Annotated in this window: 19 protein-coding genes; 9 read left to right on the top strand and 10 right to left on the bottom strand. The window is 74.2% G+C overall.

Annotated elements, in window-relative coordinates; all coding sequences use genetic code 11:
• Positions 1-1,923 (bottom strand): DUF4407 domain-containing protein (locus ABZ914_RS26010; protein ID WP_500196371.1); only part of this gene is annotated, 1,923 nt, incomplete at its 3' end.
• A 394-nt stretch (positions 1,924-2,317) separates the two neighbouring features.
• Between ABZ914_RS26010 and ABZ914_RS26005 the strand changes: the two genes are divergently transcribed.
• Positions 2,318-3,103, top strand: coding sequence for an SDR family NAD(P)-dependent oxidoreductase (locus ABZ914_RS26005; RefSeq protein ID WP_500196369.1), 786 nt, complete (start codon positions 2,318-2,320; stop codon positions 3,101-3,103).
• A gap of 69 nt (positions 3,104-3,172) precedes the next feature.
• Here ABZ914_RS26005 and ABZ914_RS26000 read toward each other — a convergent pair whose 3' ends face one another.
• Positions 3,173-3,847: a PepSY domain-containing protein gene (locus tag ABZ914_RS26000; protein WP_500196367.1), complete on the bottom strand. Its 675-nt coding sequence runs from the start codon at positions 3,845-3,847 to the stop codon at positions 3,173-3,175.
• 114 nt (positions 3,848-3,961) lie between these two features.
• On the opposite strand from ABZ914_RS26000, the gene ABZ914_RS25995 reads away from it, so the two are divergent.
• Positions 3,962-4,639, top strand: a complete 678-nt coding sequence (locus tag ABZ914_RS25995; RefSeq protein WP_433236225.1) for a response regulator transcription factor — start codon at positions 3,962-3,964, stop codon at positions 4,637-4,639.
• A gap of 34 nt (positions 4,640-4,673) precedes the next feature.
• The gene (locus ABZ914_RS25990; protein WP_500196365.1) at positions 4,674-6,095 is read left to right on the top strand and encodes a sensor histidine kinase; all 1,422 of its coding nucleotides are present in this window, start codon (positions 4,674-4,676) and stop codon (positions 6,093-6,095) included.
• Positions 6,096-6,156: 61 nt separating this feature from the next.
• Here the strand turns inward: ABZ914_RS25990 and ABZ914_RS25985 are convergent, their stop codons facing one another.
• Complete coding sequence (locus ABZ914_RS25985; RefSeq protein ID WP_500196364.1) at positions 6,157-7,557, bottom strand: GntP family permease; 1,401 nt, start codon at positions 7,555-7,557, stop codon at positions 6,157-6,159.
• Between the two features lie 169 nt (positions 7,558-7,726).
• Here ABZ914_RS25985 and ABZ914_RS25980 point away from each other — a divergent pair, with 169 nt between their 5' ends.
• Together ABZ914_RS25980 and ABZ914_RS25975 are read left to right on the top strand one after the other, a co-directional pair.
• Positions 7,727-8,467, top strand: a complete 741-nt coding sequence (locus ABZ914_RS25980) for a FadR/GntR family transcriptional regulator (protein ID WP_500196362.1) — start codon at positions 7,727-7,729, stop codon at positions 8,465-8,467.
• Entirely contained in the window at positions 8,464-9,111 is a 648-nt protein-coding gene (locus tag ABZ914_RS25975) for a nitroreductase family protein (RefSeq protein ID WP_190859142.1), read from the top strand. Before ABZ914_RS25980 ends, ABZ914_RS25975 begins: the two co-directional genes overlap by 4 nt.
• 64 nt (positions 9,112-9,175) lie before the next feature.
• Here the strand turns inward: ABZ914_RS25975 and ABZ914_RS25970 are convergent, their stop codons facing one another.
• The gene (locus tag ABZ914_RS25970) at positions 9,176-9,613 is read right to left on the bottom strand and encodes a hypothetical protein (protein ID WP_500196360.1); all 438 of its coding nucleotides are present in this window, start codon (positions 9,611-9,613) and stop codon (positions 9,176-9,178) included.
• Positions 9,614-9,835: 222 nt separating this feature from the next.
• On the opposite strand from ABZ914_RS25970, the gene ABZ914_RS25965 reads away from it, so the two are divergent.
• From ABZ914_RS25965 to ABZ914_RS25950, 4 genes are all read left to right on the top strand, one after another.
• Positions 9,836-10,693, top strand: a complete 858-nt coding sequence (locus ABZ914_RS25965; protein ID WP_500196358.1) for a helix-turn-helix domain-containing protein — start codon at positions 9,836-9,838, stop codon at positions 10,691-10,693.
• A complete protein-coding gene (locus ABZ914_RS25960; protein WP_500196357.1) occupies positions 10,690-10,899 on the top strand; it encodes a DUF397 domain-containing protein in 210 nt (69 codons plus the stop codon). Before ABZ914_RS25965 ends, ABZ914_RS25960 begins: the two co-directional genes overlap by 4 nt.
• An 86-nt stretch (positions 10,900-10,985) precedes the next feature.
• Positions 10,986-11,819: an SAM-dependent methyltransferase gene (locus ABZ914_RS25955; RefSeq protein ID WP_500196355.1), complete on the top strand. Its 834-nt coding sequence runs from the start codon at positions 10,986-10,988 to the stop codon at positions 11,817-11,819.
• A gap of 70 nt (positions 11,820-11,889) precedes the next feature.
• Complete coding sequence (locus tag ABZ914_RS25950; protein WP_500196354.1) at positions 11,890-12,591, top strand: TetR/AcrR family transcriptional regulator; 702 nt, start codon at positions 11,890-11,892, stop codon at positions 12,589-12,591.
• Positions 12,592-13,013: 422 nt separating this feature from the next.
• Here ABZ914_RS25950 and mnhG read toward each other — a convergent pair whose 3' ends face one another.
• From mnhG to ABZ914_RS25920, 6 genes are all read right to left on the bottom strand, one after another.
• Positions 13,014-13,355 carry a monovalent cation/H(+) antiporter subunit G gene (gene mnhG, locus ABZ914_RS25945; protein ID WP_500196352.1) on the bottom strand — a complete coding sequence of 114 codons (342 nt, stop codon included), beginning with the start codon at positions 13,353-13,355 and terminating at the stop codon, positions 13,014-13,016.
• On the bottom strand, positions 13,352-13,645 hold the full coding sequence (locus ABZ914_RS25940) for an MrpF/PhaF family protein (RefSeq protein ID WP_500196350.1): 294 nt from the start codon (positions 13,643-13,645) through the stop codon (positions 13,352-13,354). The genes mnhG and ABZ914_RS25940 overlap by 4 nt, the downstream gene beginning before the upstream one ends.
• Positions 13,642-14,199: a Na+/H+ antiporter subunit E gene (locus ABZ914_RS25935; RefSeq protein ID WP_500196348.1), complete on the bottom strand. Its 558-nt coding sequence runs from the start codon at positions 14,197-14,199 to the stop codon at positions 13,642-13,644. Before ABZ914_RS25935 ends, ABZ914_RS25940 begins: the two co-directional genes overlap by 4 nt.
• Positions 14,196-15,713, bottom strand: a complete 1,518-nt coding sequence (locus tag ABZ914_RS25930; RefSeq protein ID WP_500196346.1) for a Na+/H+ antiporter subunit D — start codon at positions 15,711-15,713, stop codon at positions 14,196-14,198. The genes ABZ914_RS25935 and ABZ914_RS25930 overlap by 4 nt, the downstream gene beginning before the upstream one ends.
• Complete coding sequence (locus ABZ914_RS25925; protein WP_500196344.1) at positions 15,710-16,261, bottom strand: Na(+)/H(+) antiporter subunit C; 552 nt, start codon at positions 16,259-16,261, stop codon at positions 15,710-15,712. Before ABZ914_RS25925 ends, ABZ914_RS25930 begins: the two co-directional genes overlap by 4 nt.
• Positions 16,261-19,014: Na+/H+ antiporter subunit A (locus ABZ914_RS25920; RefSeq protein ID WP_500196343.1), on the bottom strand; the 2,754-nt coding region annotated here is incomplete at its 5' end. The genes ABZ914_RS25925 and ABZ914_RS25920, both read right to left, overlap by 1 nt.

The following is a 19,014-nucleotide window of genomic DNA, read 5'->3' as shown; positions in this document are numbered from 1 at the left end:
CCCGCCGAAGCCGCCGCCCCCCGACGGCGCCGGGCGGCCCGCCGGGTACCCGCCGTTCCCGGGCGGCACCGGCGGATCGAACGCGATCCCGCCCGGGTTCGCGGGCGCCACCGGCGCGCCGAACGCGGAGCCGCCGGACGCTGAGCCGCCGAAAGCAGGGCCGCCGAAAGCAGGGCCGCCGGGCGTCCCGGACGCCATCGGCGCGCCGTAGCCCGGCTCCGTCCGCACGTACCGGTCGAGGTCGGCGGGGATCCGCGCCATCTCGCGGCGCTTCCACTCCTCCAGCGCCGCCTCGCCGACCTCGCCCTCCGCCATCGCGGTCCGCTGCGCGAGGCTCTCCAGCATCGCGCGGCGCGCGTCGTACACCAGGCCCGCGTACTTGACGTCGTCGGCGGCGCGGACCCGCGCCACGTCCGCGTCGCGCCGGGCGAGGTGCGCGCCGGTCTCCCGGTTCTCCCGCTCGTGCGCCGCGACGAGGTCGTCGTACACGGTCGGCGGCCCGAGGATCTGCATCATCTTCACCAGCACCGGCAGCAGCTCGATCGCGATGAACATCAGCGTGACGAACAGGTGCGCGGTGCCGATCGTGCCGTTCTTCTGCGACAGCCGGTTGAGGGCCTCCAGCCGCAGCGCCATCCCGTCGGACTTGCGGGTGTCGGCCGCGTGCTGCTGCTGCAGCGCGGACTGCTGCTTCTTCAGCCGCGTCAGCTCCGCGTTCACGCCCTCGGCGCCGCCCTGCCCGTTCAGCTCGTTCTGCGCGTCCTGGACGCCCTTGGTCTTCAGCTGCGCCATGTAGTTCTTGAGCTGGGTGTCGGCGGTGTCGAAGTCGCGCTTGGTGTCGTTGTAGTCCTGGATGCGCTTGCGGGCCTCGGGGCCGAGGCCGGCGCGGCCCGTCCCGCACTTGCCGAGCTGCTCGCAGGTCAGCTTCTCGCGCCGCTGCTCGAGCTGCTTCTGCAGCTCGTCGCGCTTGTCCTGGAGCTGCTTGAGGGTGGGGTCGGCGTCCGGCGTGGCGGGCAGGCCGCCCGCGGTGACCTGCGCCTCCAGCTGCTGCTTGCGCTTCTCCAGCCAGTCGATGCGCTTGCCGACCTGGTCGTCGGCGGTCTGCGCCTGGTACTTCGACTCCGCCTCGGCGTGCAGGACATTGACCTCCTGCGAGATCTCCGGCGCGAAGATCTGCAGGACGATCGGCATCGACAGCACGAAGCCGAACAGCAGCGCGAGCGCCAGCCGGGGCAGCGCGAGGAGCACCACGCCCCACTTGCTGGTGGTCCGCGTCATGGAGGCGACCAGCCAGCGGTCCAGCGACAGGATGCCGAGGAACCAGCCCGCCGTCAGCAGGACGATCACCGGCCACGGCGCCTTCAGCGCGATGTGCAGCGCCGCGGCCATCGACACCCCGGCCAGCGCCGCCGTGAAGATCACGACGCTGCCGAGGCCCTGGAAGCGCGACTTGTCGGTGGGGCTCTGCCGGAGGATCGCCCGGTTGACGCCGGACGCCCACAGCAGCGGGGAGAACCGCTCCCCGCCGCCGCGGGGGGCGGGCGGCGGCAGCGGCGTGCTCGCTTCGGTCATGTGCTCGGCCCTCACTGGACGTTCGGTCGGGGGGACGGGCCCGGTCGGGGAGAAGGGCCCGCTCGAAGGAACAGGGGGGATCCGGTCGGCGGTGGGAGGGGGGTTCGGCCGCAGCAGCGCGCGCAGCCGGCCGGGCGCGCGCCGCCGGAGCACGTCCGCGCGCAGCGGTTCGGCGCGCTCGTCGACGTCCTCGACGGGGCCGTCCGGTGCCTGGACGTCGGCGCGGGCGCGCGGCGGCACGACGCGGGGGTGCGGCACGGCGGCCCCGGGCGGCGGGAGCCCTCCCGGCGGGCCGTGCGCGTCCCCGGACGGGGGGCGCGGGTGCCCGCCCGGCTCGTCCTCCCACGCCATTCGCACCTCCGCCGTGGCGTTCGGGTCACCGGTCCGCCGGACATCCCGGACGGCAGCGCGGGCCGCGATGCCACCGGCTTTCAGTTGTGACGCATCCCTTACCGAGAGGGTTCGTCAAATACTGGCAGTTGTTCCGCGAACCTTGTGAGTCCCCTGACACAGATGGGAGAAGTGGCCGCAGTCGGCCGCGGATGACCGGTTTCAGGCTCCCGGACGGGGCGTGCCGGGGGAGCGCCGGCGGGCCGTTGCGGGCGGGGGCGGGCGGGCGTCGAATGGGGGCATGACCAGGTTCCTGCGGATCGAGGACGACGTCGCCCGGACGCGCGCCCGCTTGACAATGAGTGAGTACTCACTCAAGCTGGGAATGAGCGCACACTCAGTCAGGGAGGCCCCGATGTACCCCGAGCTCAACGGCAAGGTCGTCGTCATCACCGGCGGATCGCGCGGCATCGGCGCGCAGACCGCCCGCGCGTTCGCCGCGGAGGGCGCCCGGGTCGCGGTGCTCGGCCGCGACTCGGGCGCCCTCGACGGGGTCGCCAAGGAGACCGGCGGCATCGGCGTCGTCGCCGACGTGACGGACCTCGCCGCCGTCGAGGACGCGCGCCGCCGCGTCGAGGCGGACCTCGGGCCCGCCGACGTGCTCTGCGCCTTCGCCGGCGGCGGCATCGCCCGCCCCGGCCCGACCGCCGCCATGACGGAGGAGGAATGGCATTCGGTCGTCGACGGCAACCTCACCGCGACGTTCCTCACCCTGAAGAGCTTCCTGCCCGGCATGCAGGAGCGCGGCGCCGGCTCGATCGTCACGATGTCGTCCTCGGCCGGGCGGATGCCGTCGAACCTGCCGAGCGCCGGCGGCCGCGACATGGGCAACCCGTGGGGCGCGCCGGTCGCCTACGAGGCGGCGAAGGCCGGCGTCCAGGCGCTGACCAGGCATGTCGCCGCCGAGGTCGGCGAGCAGGGCGTCCGCGTCAACTGCGTCGCGCCCGCCGCGATCCGGACCGAGCGCACCGAGCGGCACATGCCGCCGGAGGTGCAGGACCTCGTCGCCGCCGCCCATCCGCTCGGCCGCATGGGCGAGACCGGCGACGTCGCGTCCGCCGCCCTGTTCCTCGCCTCGGCGCAGTCGTCCTGGCTCACCGGCCTGACCCTGGACATCGCCGGCGGCAAGATCATGCTCTGAGACGCCGAGGGCGCCGCGCGCGGTGCGCGGCGCCCCCTTGCGGGCCTGCGATGGGCGGTGCGGGCGGGATCAGTCGTCGTCGTCCTGGCCGCCGTGATCGTCGTGCTTGCCGTCCTCGTGCTTCCCGTCGGCGTGCTTGCCGTCGTCCTCCTTCTTTCCGTCGTCCTCCTTCTTGCCGTGGTCGTCGTGCTCGGCCTTGTTCTGGGTGACGGTGCCGCCGGCACCGTCGACGAGCAGCTCGTGCCGGGCGCCGTCCTGCCCGGTGATCTCGACCTCCCAGGCGGGCTTCGCGCCCTCGTTCTCCAGCTCCACCGAGGTGACGGCGCCGGGGACGGTCTTCAGCGCGGTCGCGGCGGCCTGCTGCGCGGTGACCTTGGTGTTCTTCAGGCCCTGCGCCTCGGCGGCGTCGGAGCCGGAGCCGCGGTCGGCGCGGTCGGCGGTCACCTTCGCGTTCGCGGTGCCGACCTTCACCTCGTGCCACGTGCCGTCGGCGGCCAGGACCTCGATCTCCCAGGCGCCGTCGTCGAGGTCGGCCTCGCCGACGGTGCCGGGCGCCGCCTTGAGCGCCGCCGCCATCGCCTGGTCGGCGGTGACGGCGGGGGCCTTCGCCGGACGGTCGCCGTCACCGTCGGCGTGGCCGGCGGCCAGGGCGGTGCCGGCCGTCCCGGCGGCCACGGCCGCGGCGGCGACACCGGTGACCAGCAGGCGCCGGCCGGTCAGGAACTTGCGCAGGTCGGGCTTCATCGTTCTCCCCGTCGGATCGGTCTTGCGGACGTCCACCACCCTGCGGGAGCGGGCCTGAAGGGACGCTGAAGCTTCCTGAAGATCCCTTCAGCCGTGTTCTGGCAGGCTGGGGGCATGAAGCTGCTGGTGGTCGAGGACGAGCGGCGGCTCGCCCGGTCCCTGGCCGGCGGGCTGACGGCCGAGGGGTTCACCGTGGACGTCGCGCACGACGGCGTCACCGGGCTGCACCGGGCGACCGAGGGCGACTACGACCTGGTCGTCCTGGACATCATGCTGCCCGGCCTGAACGGCTACCGGGTCTGCGCCGAGCTGCGCGCCGCCGGGTCCGAGGTGCCGATCCTGATGCTGACCGCCAAGGACGGCGAGTACGACGAGGCGGAGGGCCTGGACACCGGCGCCGACGACTACCTGACCAAGCCGTTCTCCTACGTGGTGCTGCTGGCCCGGATCCGCGCGCTGCTGCGCCGCCGGACGCGCGGCGGCGCCCCGGAGATCGTGCTCGGCGACCTGCGGGTGGACCCCGCGTCCCGGACGGTCCGGCGCGGCGAGGCGGAGGTCGAGCTGACCGCGAAGGAGTTCGCCGTGCTGGAGCACCTGGCCGTCAACGCGGGCCGGGTGGTGCCGAAGACGGAGATCATCGAGAACGTGTGGGACTTCGCCTACGACGGCGACCCCAACATCGTCGAGGTCTACGTCAGCGCGCTGCGCCGCAAGCTGGACGCGCCGTTCGGCCGGCGGTCGATCACGACGGTGCGGGGCGCGGGCTACCGGCTGAGCACCGACGGCGGCTGACGTGCCGCGCGGGAGGAGGCGGCCGTTCGCGTCCGTGCGCTCGCGGGCGGCGCTGGCCGCGACGGCGGTCGTCGCGGTCGCGCTGGTCGCGGCCGGGCTGACCGTGCTGCTCACGCTGCGGGGCAGCCTGACCCGGCAGTCCGACCTCCAGGCGGAGATCATCGCGCGGGAGGTCGCGGCGCAGGTCGCGGTGGGGACGCCGGTCACCCGGCTCGACCTGCCCGACTCCGAGGACCATCCGGTGCAGGTCGTGGACGAGCACGGCCGGGTCGTCGCGGTCTCCAAGGACCTGGACGCGATCAGCGGCACCGGGTCGTCGTCCGTGGCGCCGAACGCGGCGCCGACCGCGACGTCCACGGGCGGGGACGATGACGGCGGCCACGACGACCACGGCGGCCGCGGCGAGCGGCCGGGGCGCGGTGAGGTCTCCACGGACGTCGACTACGGCGGCGGCCGCGCGACCGTCGGCCACGACACGGCCGACTACCGGTTCGCGGCGGTCGCGGCGACCGCGCCGTCGGGCGGGACCGTCGTCGTGCACGCGGGGGCGCGGCTCGCCACGCAGGCCGTCGGGTCGGTGACCCGCGCGATGCTGCTGGGGCTGCCGCTCCTGCTGCTCGTGGTCGGGGCGGTGACGTGGCTGGTGACGCGGCGGGCGCTGCGTCCGGTGGAGGCGATCCGGGCGGAGATGGCGGCGATCACCTCGGCCGGCGACCTCGCGCGGCGGGTGCCGGTGCCGGGGTCGCGCGACGAGGTGGCGGGGCTGGCGGAGACGACCAACCAGACGCTCGGCGCGCTGGAGCGGTCGGTGGAGCGGCAGCGCCGGTTCGTCGCGGACGCCTCGCACGAGCTGCGCAGCCCCCTCGCGTCGCTGCGCACGCAGCTGGAGGTCGCCGCCGCGCACCCCCACCTGCTGGACGTGGACGGCGCGGTCCAGGACGTCGTCCGGCTCCAGGACCTGGCGGCGGGGCTGCTGCTCCTCGCCCGGCTGGACGCGGGGGAGCGGCCCCGCCACGACCGGGTCGACCTCGGGGCGCTGGTCCGCGAGGAGGTGGCGCACCGCGCCGCGACCGACCGGGTCCCCGTCGAGGTGACCGGGACCGGCGCGTTCGAGGTGCTCGGCAGCGCCGCGCAGCTCGAACGGGTGCTGGTCAACCTGCTGGACAACGCGCAGCGGCACGCGGCGTCGTCGGTCGGCGCCGCGCTGTCCGCGGGCGGCGGGCGGGTGGTGCTGCGGGTGACCGACGACGGCCCCGGCGTCCCGCCCGCCGACCGGGAGCGGATCTTCGAGCGGTTCGTCCGGCTCGACGACGCGCGCGCCCGCGACGAGGGCGGCGCGGGCCTCGGCCTCGCCATCGCCCGGGGCGTCGCCCGCGCGCACGGCGGCGACCTGACCGCGGCCGCCGCCCCCGGCGGCGGCGCGGCGTTCGAGCTGTGGCTGCCCGCGGCCGGATGACCGCGTCCGGCTGGACGACGGCTCCGGCTAGACGACGGCTCCGGCTAGACGACGGCTCCGGCTAGACGACGATGTTCAGCGCGAGGACGAACACCAGGCCGCAGACCGAGATCACCGTCTCCATCAGCGACCACGACTTGATCGTCTGCCCGACGCTCAGCCCGAAGTACTCCTTGACCAGCCAGAACCCGGCGTCGTTGACGTGCGAGAAGAACAGCGAGCCGCTGCCGACGGCGAGGACCAGCAGCGAGGTGTCGCCGGTGCTCAGCCCGGTGACGAGCGGGGCGAGGATGCCGGACGCGGTGACGGTCGCGACGGTCGCCGACCCGGTCGCGAGCCGGATCAGCACGGCGACGAGCCAGCCGAGGACGAGCACGGACACCCCGCTGCCGTCCACCCAGTCCGCGATGGTCTTGCCGATGCCGGTGTCGACGAGCGTCTGCTTGAAGCCGCCGCCCGCCGCGACGATCAGCAGCACGCCCGCGATCGGCGGCAGCGACCGCTCCAGCGTCGCGGTGATCGTCCGGCGGTCCATCCCGGAGCCGCGGCCGAGCGTGAACATCGCGACGACCACCGCGATGAGCAGCGCGACCAGCGGCGTGCCGAGGTTGTCGAGGACGGTGTAGGGCTCGGTGCCCTCGTCGAGCACGATGTCGGCGAACGCCTTGAGCAGCATCAGCACGACCGGCAGCAGCACGGTCGCCAGGGTGAGCGCGAACGAGGGGCGGCGCCGGCCCTGCTCCGCGCCGTCCTTCTCGCCGTCGGTGTCGCCGTCCGTGTCGCCGGTGGTGAACAGCTCGGGCGGCCGGACGTCCACCCAGCGCGCGGCGAACCGGGCGAGCAGCGGCCCGGCGAGCGCGACGGTCGGCACGGCGACGAGCACGCCGAGGCCGAGCGTGACGCCGAGGTCGGCGTGCAGCGCGTCGATCGCGACCAGCGGCCCCGGGTGCGGCGGGACGAGCCCGTGCATCGCCGACAGCCCGGCCAGCGCCGGGATGCCGACCGCGATGATCGACTGCCCGGAGCGGCGCGCCACCAGGTAGATCACCGGCATCAGCAGCACGAGGCCGATCTCGAAGAACATCGGCAGCCCGATCAGCGCGCCGACCAGCGCCATCGCCCAGGGCAGCGCGCGCCGCCCGGACCGTCCGACGATGGTGTCGACGATCTGGTCGGCGCCGCCGGAGTCGGCGAGCAGCTTGCCGAACATCGCGCCGAGCGCGATCAGCGCGCCCACGCCGGACGCGGTGTCGCCGAAGCCCTTGCCGAAGCTCTTCACGGTGTCGGCCATCGGCAGTCCCGCGATGGCCCCGACCAGCAGCGAGCCGAGGGTGAGGCTCAGGAACGGGTGCACCTTCAGCCAGGTGATCAGTACGACGATCAGCGCGATGCCGGCGAGCGCCGCGGGCACGAGCCGCCCGCTGGACGCGTGCGGCGCCGCGGCGAGCACGATCGAGTGCATTGCGGTCATCCTCCTCGGTGGCGGGGCTGGGGAGATCCCGGGGGCGGGGGGCGCCACCTGCGCCGAGTGCACCTCATTAACCAGCCGTTATCAAGAGGTCACGTCGAAAAAACATACCTTTGACATCGGGGTGTGCCTGCATCGAGGCAATCGTGTGATGATTGACGCCATGGTGCGAGACAGCCCGGCCGGGTTGCACGGCAGCGTCGTCGACCGGCTCGGCGTGCAGATCACCTCGGGGGACGTCCCGGCGGGCGAGGTGCTGCGGATCGAGCAGCTGGAGGCCCGGTTCGGGGTCTCCCGCTCCGTGGTCCGCGAGGCGATCCGGGTGCTGGAGTCGATGGGGATGGTGACCAGCCGGCGCCGCGTCGGCATCACGGTCGCGCCCCGCGGCTGCTGGAACCTGTTCGACCCGCAGATCATCGGCTGGCGCCTGGAGGGGCCCGGCCGCGACGAGCAGCTCCGCGAGCTCGGCGAGCTGCGGCGCGGGCTGGAACCGGTCGCGGCCCACCTCGCGGCGCTGCGCGCGACGCCCGCCCAGTGCGGCACGCTGACCGGCGCCGTCATGCAGATGGCGGTGCACGGCAAGTCCGGCGACCTGGAGTCCTACCTGGAGGCGGACGTCCAGTTCCACCGGACGCTGCTGCAGGCGTCGGGCAACGAGATGATGGGCGCGCTCAGCGGGGTCGTCGCCGCCGTCCTCGCGGGCCGCACCCACCACCACCTGATGCCCGCGCGTCCGGAGCCGGCCGCGATCCGCTGGCACGCCGAGGTGGCCCAGGCCGTCCAGGCGGGCGACGCCGCGGCCGCCGAGCGCGCGATGCGCGACATCGTCGACGAGGCGACGCGCGCCATGCTCGACCCCTCCGACGCCGGCCCGCCGGCCCCGCCGTCGATACTGGGATCATGACTCTTCCGCTGAGCCCGGACGAACTGCTGACCACCACCCGTACCGTGCGCAAGCGCCTCGACCTGGCCCGTCCCGTGCCGATGGACCTCGTCCGCGAGTGCCTGGAGATCGCCGTCCAGGCGCCGAGCGGCAGCAACCGGCAGGGCTGGCACTGGATCGTCGTCACCGACACCGAGAAGCGGAAGGCGATCGGCGAGTACTACCGGCGCTCGTTCGCCGCGTACGCCGCGGCGGGCGGCACGTCCGCCGGGCAGTACGCGGACGACCCGGACCGCGCCGAGGTGCAGCGCCGCGTCGGTGACAGCGCCTCCTACCTGGCCGAACGCATGGGGGACGTGCCGGTGCTGGTGATCCCGTGCCTGCGGCTGCACGGCGGGAAGCTGCCGGACGGGAACCAGGCCGGGCTGTGGGGGTCGCTGCTCCCGGCCGTGTGGAACTACGCGCTCGCGGCGCGGGCGCGGGGCCTCGGCACCGCGTGGACGACGCTGCACCTGGCGTACGAGCAGGAGGTCGCGGACGTCCTCGGGCTGCCGGCGGACGTGCGGCAGGGCGCGCTCGTCCCGACCGCGTACTACACGGGCGAGACGTTCCGGCCGGCGCCGCGCGTCCCGCTGGACGAGGTCCTGCACGTCGACGAGTGGTGATCTGACGCCACCGCGGGGCGGGCACCGGCGATCCCCCTCGGCTCGCCGGGAGCCCCGTCCCCGGTCAGCGGCCGCGCCTGCGGAGGTCGGCGAAGATCGCCTCGGAGATCGCGGTGGCGGCCTTCTCGGGGTCGGCGGCCGGGCAGAACGGCTGGAACCAGCGGGCGACCGGACGGCCCGCGCGGTCGCGGCGGGGCCGCTGCCAGTGCCAGTAGAGGGCGTCTCCGGGCGCGGGTCCGCCGGACGGCCCGCCGGGGGGCGGCAGCAGCCAGACGGTGCGCCCGACGTACGGCTCGACCTGCACGCACTGCGCCGAGACCGCCATCGGCGAGGAGCCGTTTCCCCACGGCCCCGAGGTGCTCAGGCCGAGGGCGTGAAGGCGGGACATGAGGCGGCGCGCGCAGTCCTCCGCGCCGCCGAGGGCGTCCGCGCGGCCGCCGGGTACGCTCGGGCGGCCGGCGGTGTCCGGATACGGGGGCTCGGCGATGGCGGAGATCGTCATGGCGGGCTCCCGGGAGCGGTGGCGGTGTCTGACAGCCAGGTCGGGCGACGCTGACTCCCTGCGAAAGACGGTCCTCCGCGGGCGGTGGCGTGTCAAGCGCTTCATGTCAATTTACATGACGCGGATCACGGGATGATCGTCGGCAATGCGTAATGATCACCCGGCGCCAAAAGCTGCATTGTGCGGGTTGCATGGTGTGATGGAGCGGTGTAGACACGGAGGATGACTCCCGGTGACGACGGGCCGGTGCTGTCGGGATGGCTGCTCGGCAACGCCCTCGCCGATGCGCGCAAGGCGTCCGGCGAGTCGGTGGCGTCCATCGCCCGTGATCTCGGAGTGCATCCGCAGACCGTGAGACGCTGGGAGAACGCCGAGGTCACCCCCAGTGTTCTCGTCCTGCGCGGGCTCTGCACGCATTACGGAGTTCCGCCCGACAAACGGGACGAACTAGAGGAATTGCGTGAACGGGCGAGTAGGCCGGGCTGGTGGAACGGCAGCGGCGACTGGCCCGACGCCACCGCCGAACTGCTCGGCATGGAGATGGCGGCCGTCCGAATTCGCGCGTGGGACCTGACCGCGATTCCGGGACTCTTGCAGACGCCCGAGTACGCCCGGCAGGTCATCCAGGCCGTCGACCCCAGCGTCTCGCCCACCCGCGTCGACTCCGGCGTCGAGCTGCGGATGGGACGGCAGGCCGAGGTGTTCGGCGCCACCGTCCGCGAGGCCGTCTTCATGATCGACGAGACCGCGCTGGCGCGGATGCCCGGCGGCCCGGCGCTGCGCCGCGCGCAGATCGCCCGCCTGCTGGTGCCGCCGCCCGCCGTGACGATCCAGGTGATGCCGTTCAGCGCCGGCCCGCATCCGGCGCTCGGCTCCTTCATGGCGTTCGACTTCGACTCCGATGTCATCAGCGCGGGGATCTTCGTCGAGGGCTCGGTGACCGGGCGCAGCCGGGTCGAGACCGGCGCCGCCGTCGCCCGCTACGAGCAGGTCTGGGCCTGGCTCCAGGCGAAGGCGCTGACCCCGAAACAGACGACCGAGTTCCTCGAGAAGATGATGGAAGGGATAGCCCCGCAATGAGGAATCATGATCTGATCACCCCCGGAACCTGGCGGAAATCGTCGCGGTCGAATGCCGCGCAGGACGCCTGCGTGGAGGTCGGCGGCGGCGACCGGGTCGTCGGCGTCCGCGACACCAGGGACCGCGACGGCGGAACGCTGGTGTTCGGCAGCGAGGCATGGCGCGCATTCGCCGGGCAGGTGAAGGCGGGCCGTTTCGACCTGTGAGTGAATGAGGGCGGACGAAGGGCACCCGGCGAACCCCCGCCGGGCCGCCCTTCTCCCCTTTCCCCGACCCCTTCCCAAGGAAGACGATGGACACCTACCCCCACCCCAAGGGCGCTTTGAAAAGCGGCCCGGGTGTCGCTTCGGCGGGACGCATTTACGACTACTTCCTCAACGGCCGGCACCACACCCCCGCGGACGAGGAGGCCGCCCGGAAACTCCAGGAGAAGGTCCCGGAACTGCACTACATGGCGCAGGCCAACCGCATATTCCTGCAGCGCGCGGCGGCCGTCATGGCGCGGGCAGGCGTCGACCAGTTCATCGACCTCGGCTCCGGCATCCCGACGGCCTGGAACACCCACGAGGTCGTCCAGGTCGTCCATCCGGAGGCGCGGGTGGTCTACGTCGACAACGACCCCGTCGTCCTGGACATGTCGCGGGACATGCTGCGCCGCGGCGGCGAGAAGAACGTCGTATACGTCGACGCCGACATCGCCGACCCCGACTCCGTCATCGCCGACCCCGAGGTGCGGCGGCTCATCGACTTCTCCCGGCCCGTCGGCTACCTGCACGTCGCCATCTGGCACTTCGTGGACCCCGAGCGGGACCCGTGGTCGCTGCTGCGCCGCTACCTCGACGCGGTGCCGTCCGGGAGCTACCTCGCGCTGTCGCACGTCACGGCCGACGGGCAGCGCGCCGACAAGATCGAGCGGTTCAACGAGGTCTACCGGAACGTCACCGCCCGGCTGAACTTCCGCACGTTCGAGGAGATCGACCGGTTCTTCGACGGCTGGGAGTACCTCCCGCCGCACGAGGACGCCCCGCCCGGGCTGTCCTACGTCGACGTCTGGGGCAGCAAGAACCCCGCCGAGGCCGACCCGTCGCACACCTGGATCCCCGCCGGCGTCGCCCGCAAGCCCTGACCCGCCCGTCCCGGACCGTCCGTGCCGGTGTACGAGCACGTCAGGGCCGGGTGGACATAAGGTGAACAGCGTGTCGGACTCATCGCCGCGCCGGCTGCCCAGAGGGCGCTCGGCGCTGTCCCCCGAGGAAGTGGAACGCATCCAGCGGTCGCGGCTGTGCGCCGCGATGGCCGAGGTGATGGCGGAGAAGGGGTACGTCGCCACCTCGGTGGCGGACGTGCTCCAGCGGTCCGGGGTGTCGCGGCAGAGCTTCTACCAGGTGTTCGACAGCAAGCTCGACTGCTTCATGGCCGCCTTCGACGTCGCGCGGGACCTGCTGGTGCAGCACCTGCTGGAGATGATCGGCGCGGGCGAGGACGGCCGTCCCGCCACGGACGGCGCGGCGGGCGGCGCGGGCGCGGCGGGCGGCCCGATGGACCGTTTCGAGCAGGGCTTCACCGCCTACCTCGAGGCGCTCGCCATCGAGCTGCCCTACACCCGGCTGTTTCTGATCGAGGTGTACGCCGCCGGGCCCGAGGCGATCCGGCGGCGGGCGGACCTGCAGAACATGATCACCGACGTGCTCGCCGACATGCTGGGCGCGCGCGACGAGGCGGGCCGCTTCACCTGCCGGATGATCGTCGCCGCGACCAGCACGCTGGTGACGAACGCGGTCGCCGACAACGACCTGGAAGCGCTGCGCGCGGTCGGCCCGCCGCTCGTCCGGAACGTCCGCACGCTCTGGGAGGCCGGAGCGTTCGGGCATCGCCCGGTCCCGGACGCTTCGTCCTGACGGCGGTCGCGCCGTCCTGACGGGGGTTCAGCGGCGGGACTCCGCCAGGTCGGGCCGTCCGGCGTCGCTGCGGACGCCGCGCGGCACCGATAGAGCGAGGAGCGCGCCGAGCGCGTACGCGCGGCGCCCGCGACGAGCATGGCGGTCCGCAGCCCCTCGGTGAAGTGCGCCGCGCCTCCGGCGACGACCGCGCCGAGCAGTGCGATGCCGAACCCGGTCGCCATCATCGGCGCCACGAGCGCCGCGTAAGGGATCGAGCGGGTCGCGACGGTGAGGGCGAGGAACCCGGCGGCGCCGGCCGCCATGCCCGCGACCATCGGGAGGCGCGGGCCGCCGCGCGCGGTCACCCGCCCGCCGAGCCACGACCCGATGACGCCGGTCTGCGGCAGCAGCGCCACCGCCGGTTCGGCGGGGGCGCGGGCTCAGCCGTTGCCGGGCGATCCGAGGGCGCGCGCCAGCTCGTCGGCGTGCAGCAGGTCGCGGTCGACGTGACCGGTGCGGTACGCGGCCCGCCCGACCAGGTGCGCCGCGACCGGGACGGTGATGATCTGCAGCAGCGCGACCAGCACCAGCGAGGTGAGCACCTCGATGGTCGGGAACCGGACGCCGACGCCGGCCAGCACCAGCAGCAGCCCGACGGCCTGCGACTTCGTCGCGGCGTGCATCCGGGTGAACAGGTCGGGCAGCCGCAGCAGGCCGAGCCCGGCGCTGAGCGAGGCGCCCGCGCCGAGCAGCAGGAACGCCGCCGTGAACGCCGTCCTCACGCGTCCGCCCCCCGGTCCGTGTCGTCCGGGCCGGGGGCGCGGTGGATGAGGAACCGAGCGACCGCGACCGAGCCGACGAAGGCGACCAGCGACAGGGCCAGCAGCGTCGGCAGCACCCAGGTGTCGCCGTCGGCGACCGCGGACGCGCCCAGCCCCGCCATGATCACGGCGAGCAGGACGTCCAGCGCCATGGCGCGGTCGAGCATCGACGGCCCCCGGACGATCCGGACGAGCGTGCACGCGGCGGCGAGGAACAGCACCGCCGCCACCGCGAGGAGCACGGCCGTCATGACCCGTCCTCCGCGAGGGCGCGCATGTCGTCGCGGGTGCCGAAGGCCCGGACGGTCCGGCGTTCGAGCGCCTGCACGTCCCGCCGGGCCTTCTCCACGGCCGCGTCGTCGTCGGCGCCGAGGACGTGCAGGAACAGCGTCGCGTCGGAGTGCCGGACGTCCAGCACCAGCGTGCCGGGCGTCGCCGACAGCGAGATCGCCATGATGGTGAGGATCAGGTCGGAGCGGGTGCGCAGCGGGACCGCGATGACCGAGTTGCGCTTGGCCCGGCCGCGCCCGCCCGCCGCCTGCCAGGCCAGCGGCCCGGCGCTGTGCAGCAGGTCGGCGGCGGCGCGCAGCACGAACACGATGAGCCCGACGGGCCTCAGCCGCGCCTGCGGGCCGACCGGCGGGAGCGGGAACGCCAGTTGCAGCAGCACCGCGAGGACCAGCCCGGACACCAGGTTCGCGACGGTCGGCCGGTCCCACAGCAGCACCCACACGAGCGTCAGCCAGACGACCGCGGGCAGCCGGAGCTCGCGGCGGCGTCCGATCCGGATGGTGAACTCCCTCAAGTGGCGCCTCCCGACGGGAACACGGCCCGCGTGTAGGTCTGCGGGTTCAGCAGTTCGGCGGCGGCGCGCTCGCACAGCGCGTACAGCGGGCCGCCCGCCGCGGTGTAGGCGAGGCTGAGGACGACCAGCGCGGCGCTTCCGGCGACCATCGCGGCGGGCAGCCGCGCGGCGCGCGCGCTCTGCGGGAGGTCGTCCGGCGGGGCGCTCCAGAACGCCTGGTTCCACACCTTCACCAGCGAGTACAGGGTGAGCAGGCTCGTCACCACGGCGCCCGCGACGAGGACGTCCACCAGCGGGCCGCCCTGCGCGAGGCCCGCCCGCAGCAGCCCGAGCTTGCCGAGGAACCCCGACAGCGGCGGGATCCCGCCGAGGTTCATCGCCGGGACGAAGAACAGCACGCCGACCAGCGGCGCGGTGCGCGCGAGCCCGCCGAGCCGGGCCAGCGACGTCGCGCCGCCGCGCCGGTCGATGAGCCCGGCGACCAGGAACAACGTGGTCTGGATCGTGATGTGGTGCAGGACGTAGAAGACGGTCGCGGCGAGCCCCGCCGCCGAGTCCAGCGCCACCCCGAAGATCATGTAGCCGATATGGCTGACCAGCGTGAACGACAGCAGCCGCCGCACGTCGATCTGCACCATCGCGCCGAGCACCCCGACGAGCATGCTCAGCAGCGCCGCGACCAGCAGCACCCGGCGCAGGTGGCCGCCCGGGAACAGCAGCGTCTCGGCCCGGATCACCCCGTACACGCCGATCTTGGTGAGCAGGCCGGCGAACACGGCGCTGACCGGGGTCGGCGCGGACGGGTAGGAGTCGGGCAGCCACATCGACAGCGGGAACACCGCCGCCTTCACCGCGAACGCGGTCAGCAGCGTCACCTCGGCGATCCGGGCGACCGGGCCGGGCAGCTCGGCGATCCGCCACGACAGCTGCGCCATGTCGACGGTGCCCGTCGCGGCGTACAGCACGGCGATGGCGACGAGGAACAGCATCGACGACAGCAGCGCGACGACGATGTAGGTCGTCCCGGCGCGGACGCGGGCCATGGTGCCGCCGAGCGTCACCAGCACGTAGCTGGCCATCAGCATCATCTCGAACCCGACGAACAGGTTGAACAGGTCGCCGGCGAGGAACGCGTCGCAGACCCCGGCGGTCAGCAGCAGGTAGGTCGGGTGGAACACCGACAGCGGCGTGTCCCGGTCGCGTTCGGCGACGTCCTGCCCGAACGCGTAGACCATCACGCAGAGGGTGACGGCGGACGACACGGCGAGCATCACCGCCGACAGCCGGTCCGCGACCAGCGTGATGCCGACCGGCGCGGGCCAGCCGCCGAGCCGCATGACCTGCGGGCCGTCCCGGTCGGCGCGGACCAGCAGCGCGACCGCGACGCCGAGCACCGCGGTGAGCGCGACGATGCTGATCGCGCGTTTCAGCACCGGGCGCCGCGGCCCGATGAGGATCTTGACTCCGGCGGCCAGGACGGGCAGCAGCACCGGCAGCGGGACGAGCGCGTTCACCGGCCGTCCCGCCCCTGCCGCCCCTGCCGCCCCGGCCGGCGCTCGCGGCGGCCATCGCGGGGGACGCCGCGGGGGACGCCGCCGGGGAAGTCGCTGTCGGGCTCCTCGCGGGCGCCGAGCTCGGACGGGTCGGCGACGGCGCGCCGCTCGCGCTCGGCGCGCAGCCCGACGTCGTCCTCGCTCTCCCGGCGGACCCGCAGGTCCTCGATGTCGTCGCGGACGTCGTCGTCGCCGCTGAGCCGCCCGCTGCGGTAGGCGATGGCCAGCACGAACGCCGCCGACGCCAGCGAGATCACGATCGCGGTGAGGATCAGCGCCTGCGGCAGCGGGTCGCTGAGCGCGCGGCGCGGGCCGCCGCGCGGGCCGCGTCCGGTGAGGATCGGCGCGGCGCCGGCCGGGCCGCCCGCGGTGAGGATCAGCAGGTTCACCCCGTTGCTGAGCACCAGCACCCCGACGACCAGCCGGGACAGGCTGCGCTCCAGCAGCAGCACGACGCCGGCGGCGACGAGCGTCCCGCCGGTCGCGGCGAGCACCAGGGAGGGGCTCATCAGCCGGCCCCCTCGCCGGTGCGGCCCGCCCCGCCGCGCCGGTCGGCCTCGGTCTGCCGGTCGATCTCGGCGCCGAGCACGGCCAGCACGGTGAGGACGAGCCCGATGACGATCAGGTAGACGCCGATCTCGAACAGCAGCGAGGTGACGAGGTGGACGTGGCCGAGCAGCGGCAGGTGCGCGTCCGCGGACGCGCTCTCCAGCACCGCGTGCCCCCAGGCCAGCCCGCCGAGCGCGGTCCCGGACACGATGATCGCGCCGGTGCCGAGCAGCGCGCCCGCCGGGACGGGCGCCGCCTCCCGCAGCTCGAACGGGCCGCCCGCGAGGTAGCGGACGGCGAGCGCGAGCCCCGCGACGATGCCGCCCGCGAACCCGCCGCCGGGCGCGGAGTGCGCGGTGAACAGCAGGAACAGCGAGTACAGCAGCACGGTGTGGAAGATCGTCTGAGCGACGACCTCGAACACGATGGAGCGCCGTTCGGCGGCGAGCGTGGACCCGGCCGCGAGCCATCCGGCGGGCGGGGCCTCGTCCAGCGCGGTGATCTCCTCGACGCCCCACACGCTGGTGTCGGGGCCGGGCGGGGGCGGCGCCGCCAGCGGCCGCCGCGCGAACACCATGCTGGTCACGCCGAGGGCGGCGAGGGCGATGACGACGCTCTCGCCGAGGGTGTCCCAGGCGCGCAGGTCGACGAGCGTGACCGCGACGATGTTGCCGCCGCCGGCCTCCCGGGCCGCGCCGGGGTAGGCGGCGGAGACGGGCACGGCGTGGCGGGCCCGCGCCGCGAGCAGCGTGACGGCGGTCGCGGTGAGCCCGGCCAGCGCGCCGACCACCAGGTGGACGGTGCGCTGCGCGGGGGAGCGCGTCGAGAACCGGGCGGGCAGCCGCCGCAGCACCAGCACGAAGACGATCAGGCTCGCGGTCTCGACGAGGAACTGGGTGAGCGCCAGGTCGGGCGCGCCCTGCAGGACGAACAGCGTGGCGACCCCGAACCCGGACGCGCCGGACAGCACGACCGTCTGGCCCCGGTCGCGGGCGCGGATCGCCGCGGCCGCCGCGATGACGGTGAGCAGCGCGACGAGCGCCTGCGCGGGGGAGTCCCAGATCCGGTCGCCGAGCGGCTCCGGCCACGGCAGGCCCGTCACGACGGCGCCGCCCGCCAGGCCGACCGCGGCGAGCAGGATGATCAGCAGGTAGTCGGGCAGCGACCCGCGCTGCACGGTCCCGGTGAGCTGGAGCGCGAACGTGCTGAGCCCGTGCATGAACCGCAGGTAGACCTGCTCGGGCTCGAAGAACTGCGGGACGCGCGCGACGCGCCGTCCGAGCGCGAACAGCGCGACGCCGACCGCCAGCGACACCGCGGTGAGCAGCAGCGGAACGCCGAACCCATGCCAGGCCGACAGGTGGTAGCCGCCGTGCCGGGTCACCGGGAACGGCGCGGCCTCCCGCTCGATCGGCGCGTTCAGCTGCGCGGCGAGGAGCCCGACGACGACGCCCGCCGCCGCGAGCAGCACCACCGGCGCGAGCAGCAGCACCCCGGGACGGTGCACGTCGCGCGGCGCGACGCCCTCCTTGCGCGCGAACGCGCCCCACAGGAACCGCAGGCTGTACGCGGCGGTCAGCGCGGACCCCACGGCGAGCAGGACGAGCAGTCCGGTGTCGCCGCCGAGGAACGCCTCGTACGCGGCCTCCTTCCCGGCGAACCCGAGCGTCGCCGGGACGCCCGCCATCGACGCCGCCGCCGCGATCGCCGCCCCGTACAGCACCGGCGTCTCGCGCCCGAGCCCGGACAGCTTCCGCAGGTCGCGCGTCCCGGTCGAGTGGTCGACGACCCCGACCGCGAGGAACAGCGCGGACTTGAACAGGGCGTGCGCGAGCAGCACCGTGAACCCCGCCAGCGCCGCGACCCGGTTCCCGGCGCCGACCAGCACGACCATGAATCCGAGCTGGCTGACCGTCCCGTAGGCGAGCAGCAGCTTCAGGTCGTGCTCGCGCAGCGCCCGCCACCCGGCCAGCAGCATCGTCGCGATCCCGCAGCCCAGCACGATCGGCCGCCACCCGGCCGTCCCGGCGAACGCGGGCGCGAGCCGCGCCACCAGGTACACGCCCGCCTTCACCATCGCGGCGGCGTGCAGGAACGCGCTGACCGGCGTCGGCGCGGCCATCGCCCCGGGCAGCCAGAGCCCGAACGGGACGAGTGCGGACTTCGACAGCGCGCCGACGAGGATCAGCACGACCGCCGCCGCCGCGGTGCCCCCGCCGGGCGGCGCCGCGACGATCGCCGACAGCCGGTCGGTGCCCGCCGCCTGCCCGAGCAGGAGGAGCCCGACCAGCATCGCCAGCCCGCCGAACGTGGTGATGACGATCGCCTGCGTCGCCGCGCGCCGCGCGATGCCGCGCTCCGCGTCGTACCCGATGAGCAGGTACGACAGGACGGTCGTCAGCTCCCAGAACACGTACAGCAGGACGAGGTCGTCGGCCAGGATCAGCCCGAGCATCGCGGCGCCGAACCCGACCAGCTCCCCGGCGAACGCGCCGAGCTTCGGCTCGGAACCGGTGAAGTAGCGGCCGCAGTACAGCACGATCAGCGCGCCGACGCCGCCGACGATGACCATCATCATCCAGGTCAGCGGGTCGGAGCGCAGGTACAGGTGGAGGCCGAGGCCGGGGATCCACGACCACGACTCGGTGCGCGGCGCGCCGCCGTGCAGCCACGGCCACACCGCCCATCCGGCGGCCGCGGCGAGCACCGCCGC

It is taken from the genome of Spirillospora sp. NPDC046719 (genome assembly GCF_040645715.1).
GTDB lineage: Bacteria > Actinomycetota > Actinomycetes > Streptosporangiales > Streptosporangiaceae > Spirillospora.
The sequence above is the reverse complement of the archived record's forward strand: the minus strand, read 5'-3'. Positions and strand labels throughout refer to the sequence as shown.

What these genes read in the sequence shown, in the direction of transcription:
- ABZ914_RS26005 (WP_500196369.1), top strand. Translation starts at nt 2,318, where the DNA reads ATGTACCCCGAGCTCAACGGCAAGGTCGTCGTCATCACCGGCGGATCG.
- ABZ914_RS26000 (WP_500196367.1), bottom strand. Translation starts at nt 3,847, where the DNA reads ATGAAGCCCGACCTGCGCAAGTTCCTGACCGGCCGGCGCCTGCTGGTC.
- ABZ914_RS25995 (WP_433236225.1), top strand. Translation starts at nt 3,962, where the DNA reads ATGAAGCTGCTGGTGGTCGAGGACGAGCGGCGGCTCGCCCGGTCCCTG.
- ABZ914_RS25985 (WP_500196364.1), bottom strand. Translation starts at nt 7,557, where the DNA reads ATGCACTCGATCGTGCTCGCCGCGGCGCCGCACGCGTCCAGCGGGCGG.
- ABZ914_RS25980 (WP_500196362.1), top strand. Translation starts at nt 7,727, where the DNA reads ATGGTGCGAGACAGCCCGGCCGGGTTGCACGGCAGCGTCGTCGACCGG.
- ABZ914_RS25975 (WP_190859142.1), top strand. Translation starts at nt 8,464, where the DNA reads ATGACTCTTCCGCTGAGCCCGGACGAACTGCTGACCACCACCCGTACC.
- ABZ914_RS25970 (WP_500196360.1), bottom strand. Translation starts at nt 9,613, where the DNA reads ATGACGATCTCCGCCATCGCCGAGCCCCCGTATCCGGACACCGCCGGC.
- ABZ914_RS25965 (WP_500196358.1), top strand. Translation starts at nt 9,836, where the DNA reads ATGACTCCCGGTGACGACGGGCCGGTGCTGTCGGGATGGCTGCTCGGC.
- ABZ914_RS25960 (WP_500196357.1), top strand. Translation starts at nt 10,690, where the DNA reads ATGAGGAATCATGATCTGATCACCCCCGGAACCTGGCGGAAATCGTCG.
- ABZ914_RS25955 (WP_500196355.1), top strand. Translation starts at nt 10,986, where the DNA reads ATGGACACCTACCCCCACCCCAAGGGCGCTTTGAAAAGCGGCCCGGGT.
- ABZ914_RS25940 (WP_500196350.1), bottom strand. Translation starts at nt 13,645, where the DNA reads ATGACGGCCGTGCTCCTCGCGGTGGCGGCGGTGCTGTTCCTCGCCGCC.
- ABZ914_RS25925 (WP_500196344.1), bottom strand. Translation starts at nt 16,261, where the DNA reads ATGAGCCCCTCCCTGGTGCTCGCCGCGACCGGCGGGACGCTCGTCGCC.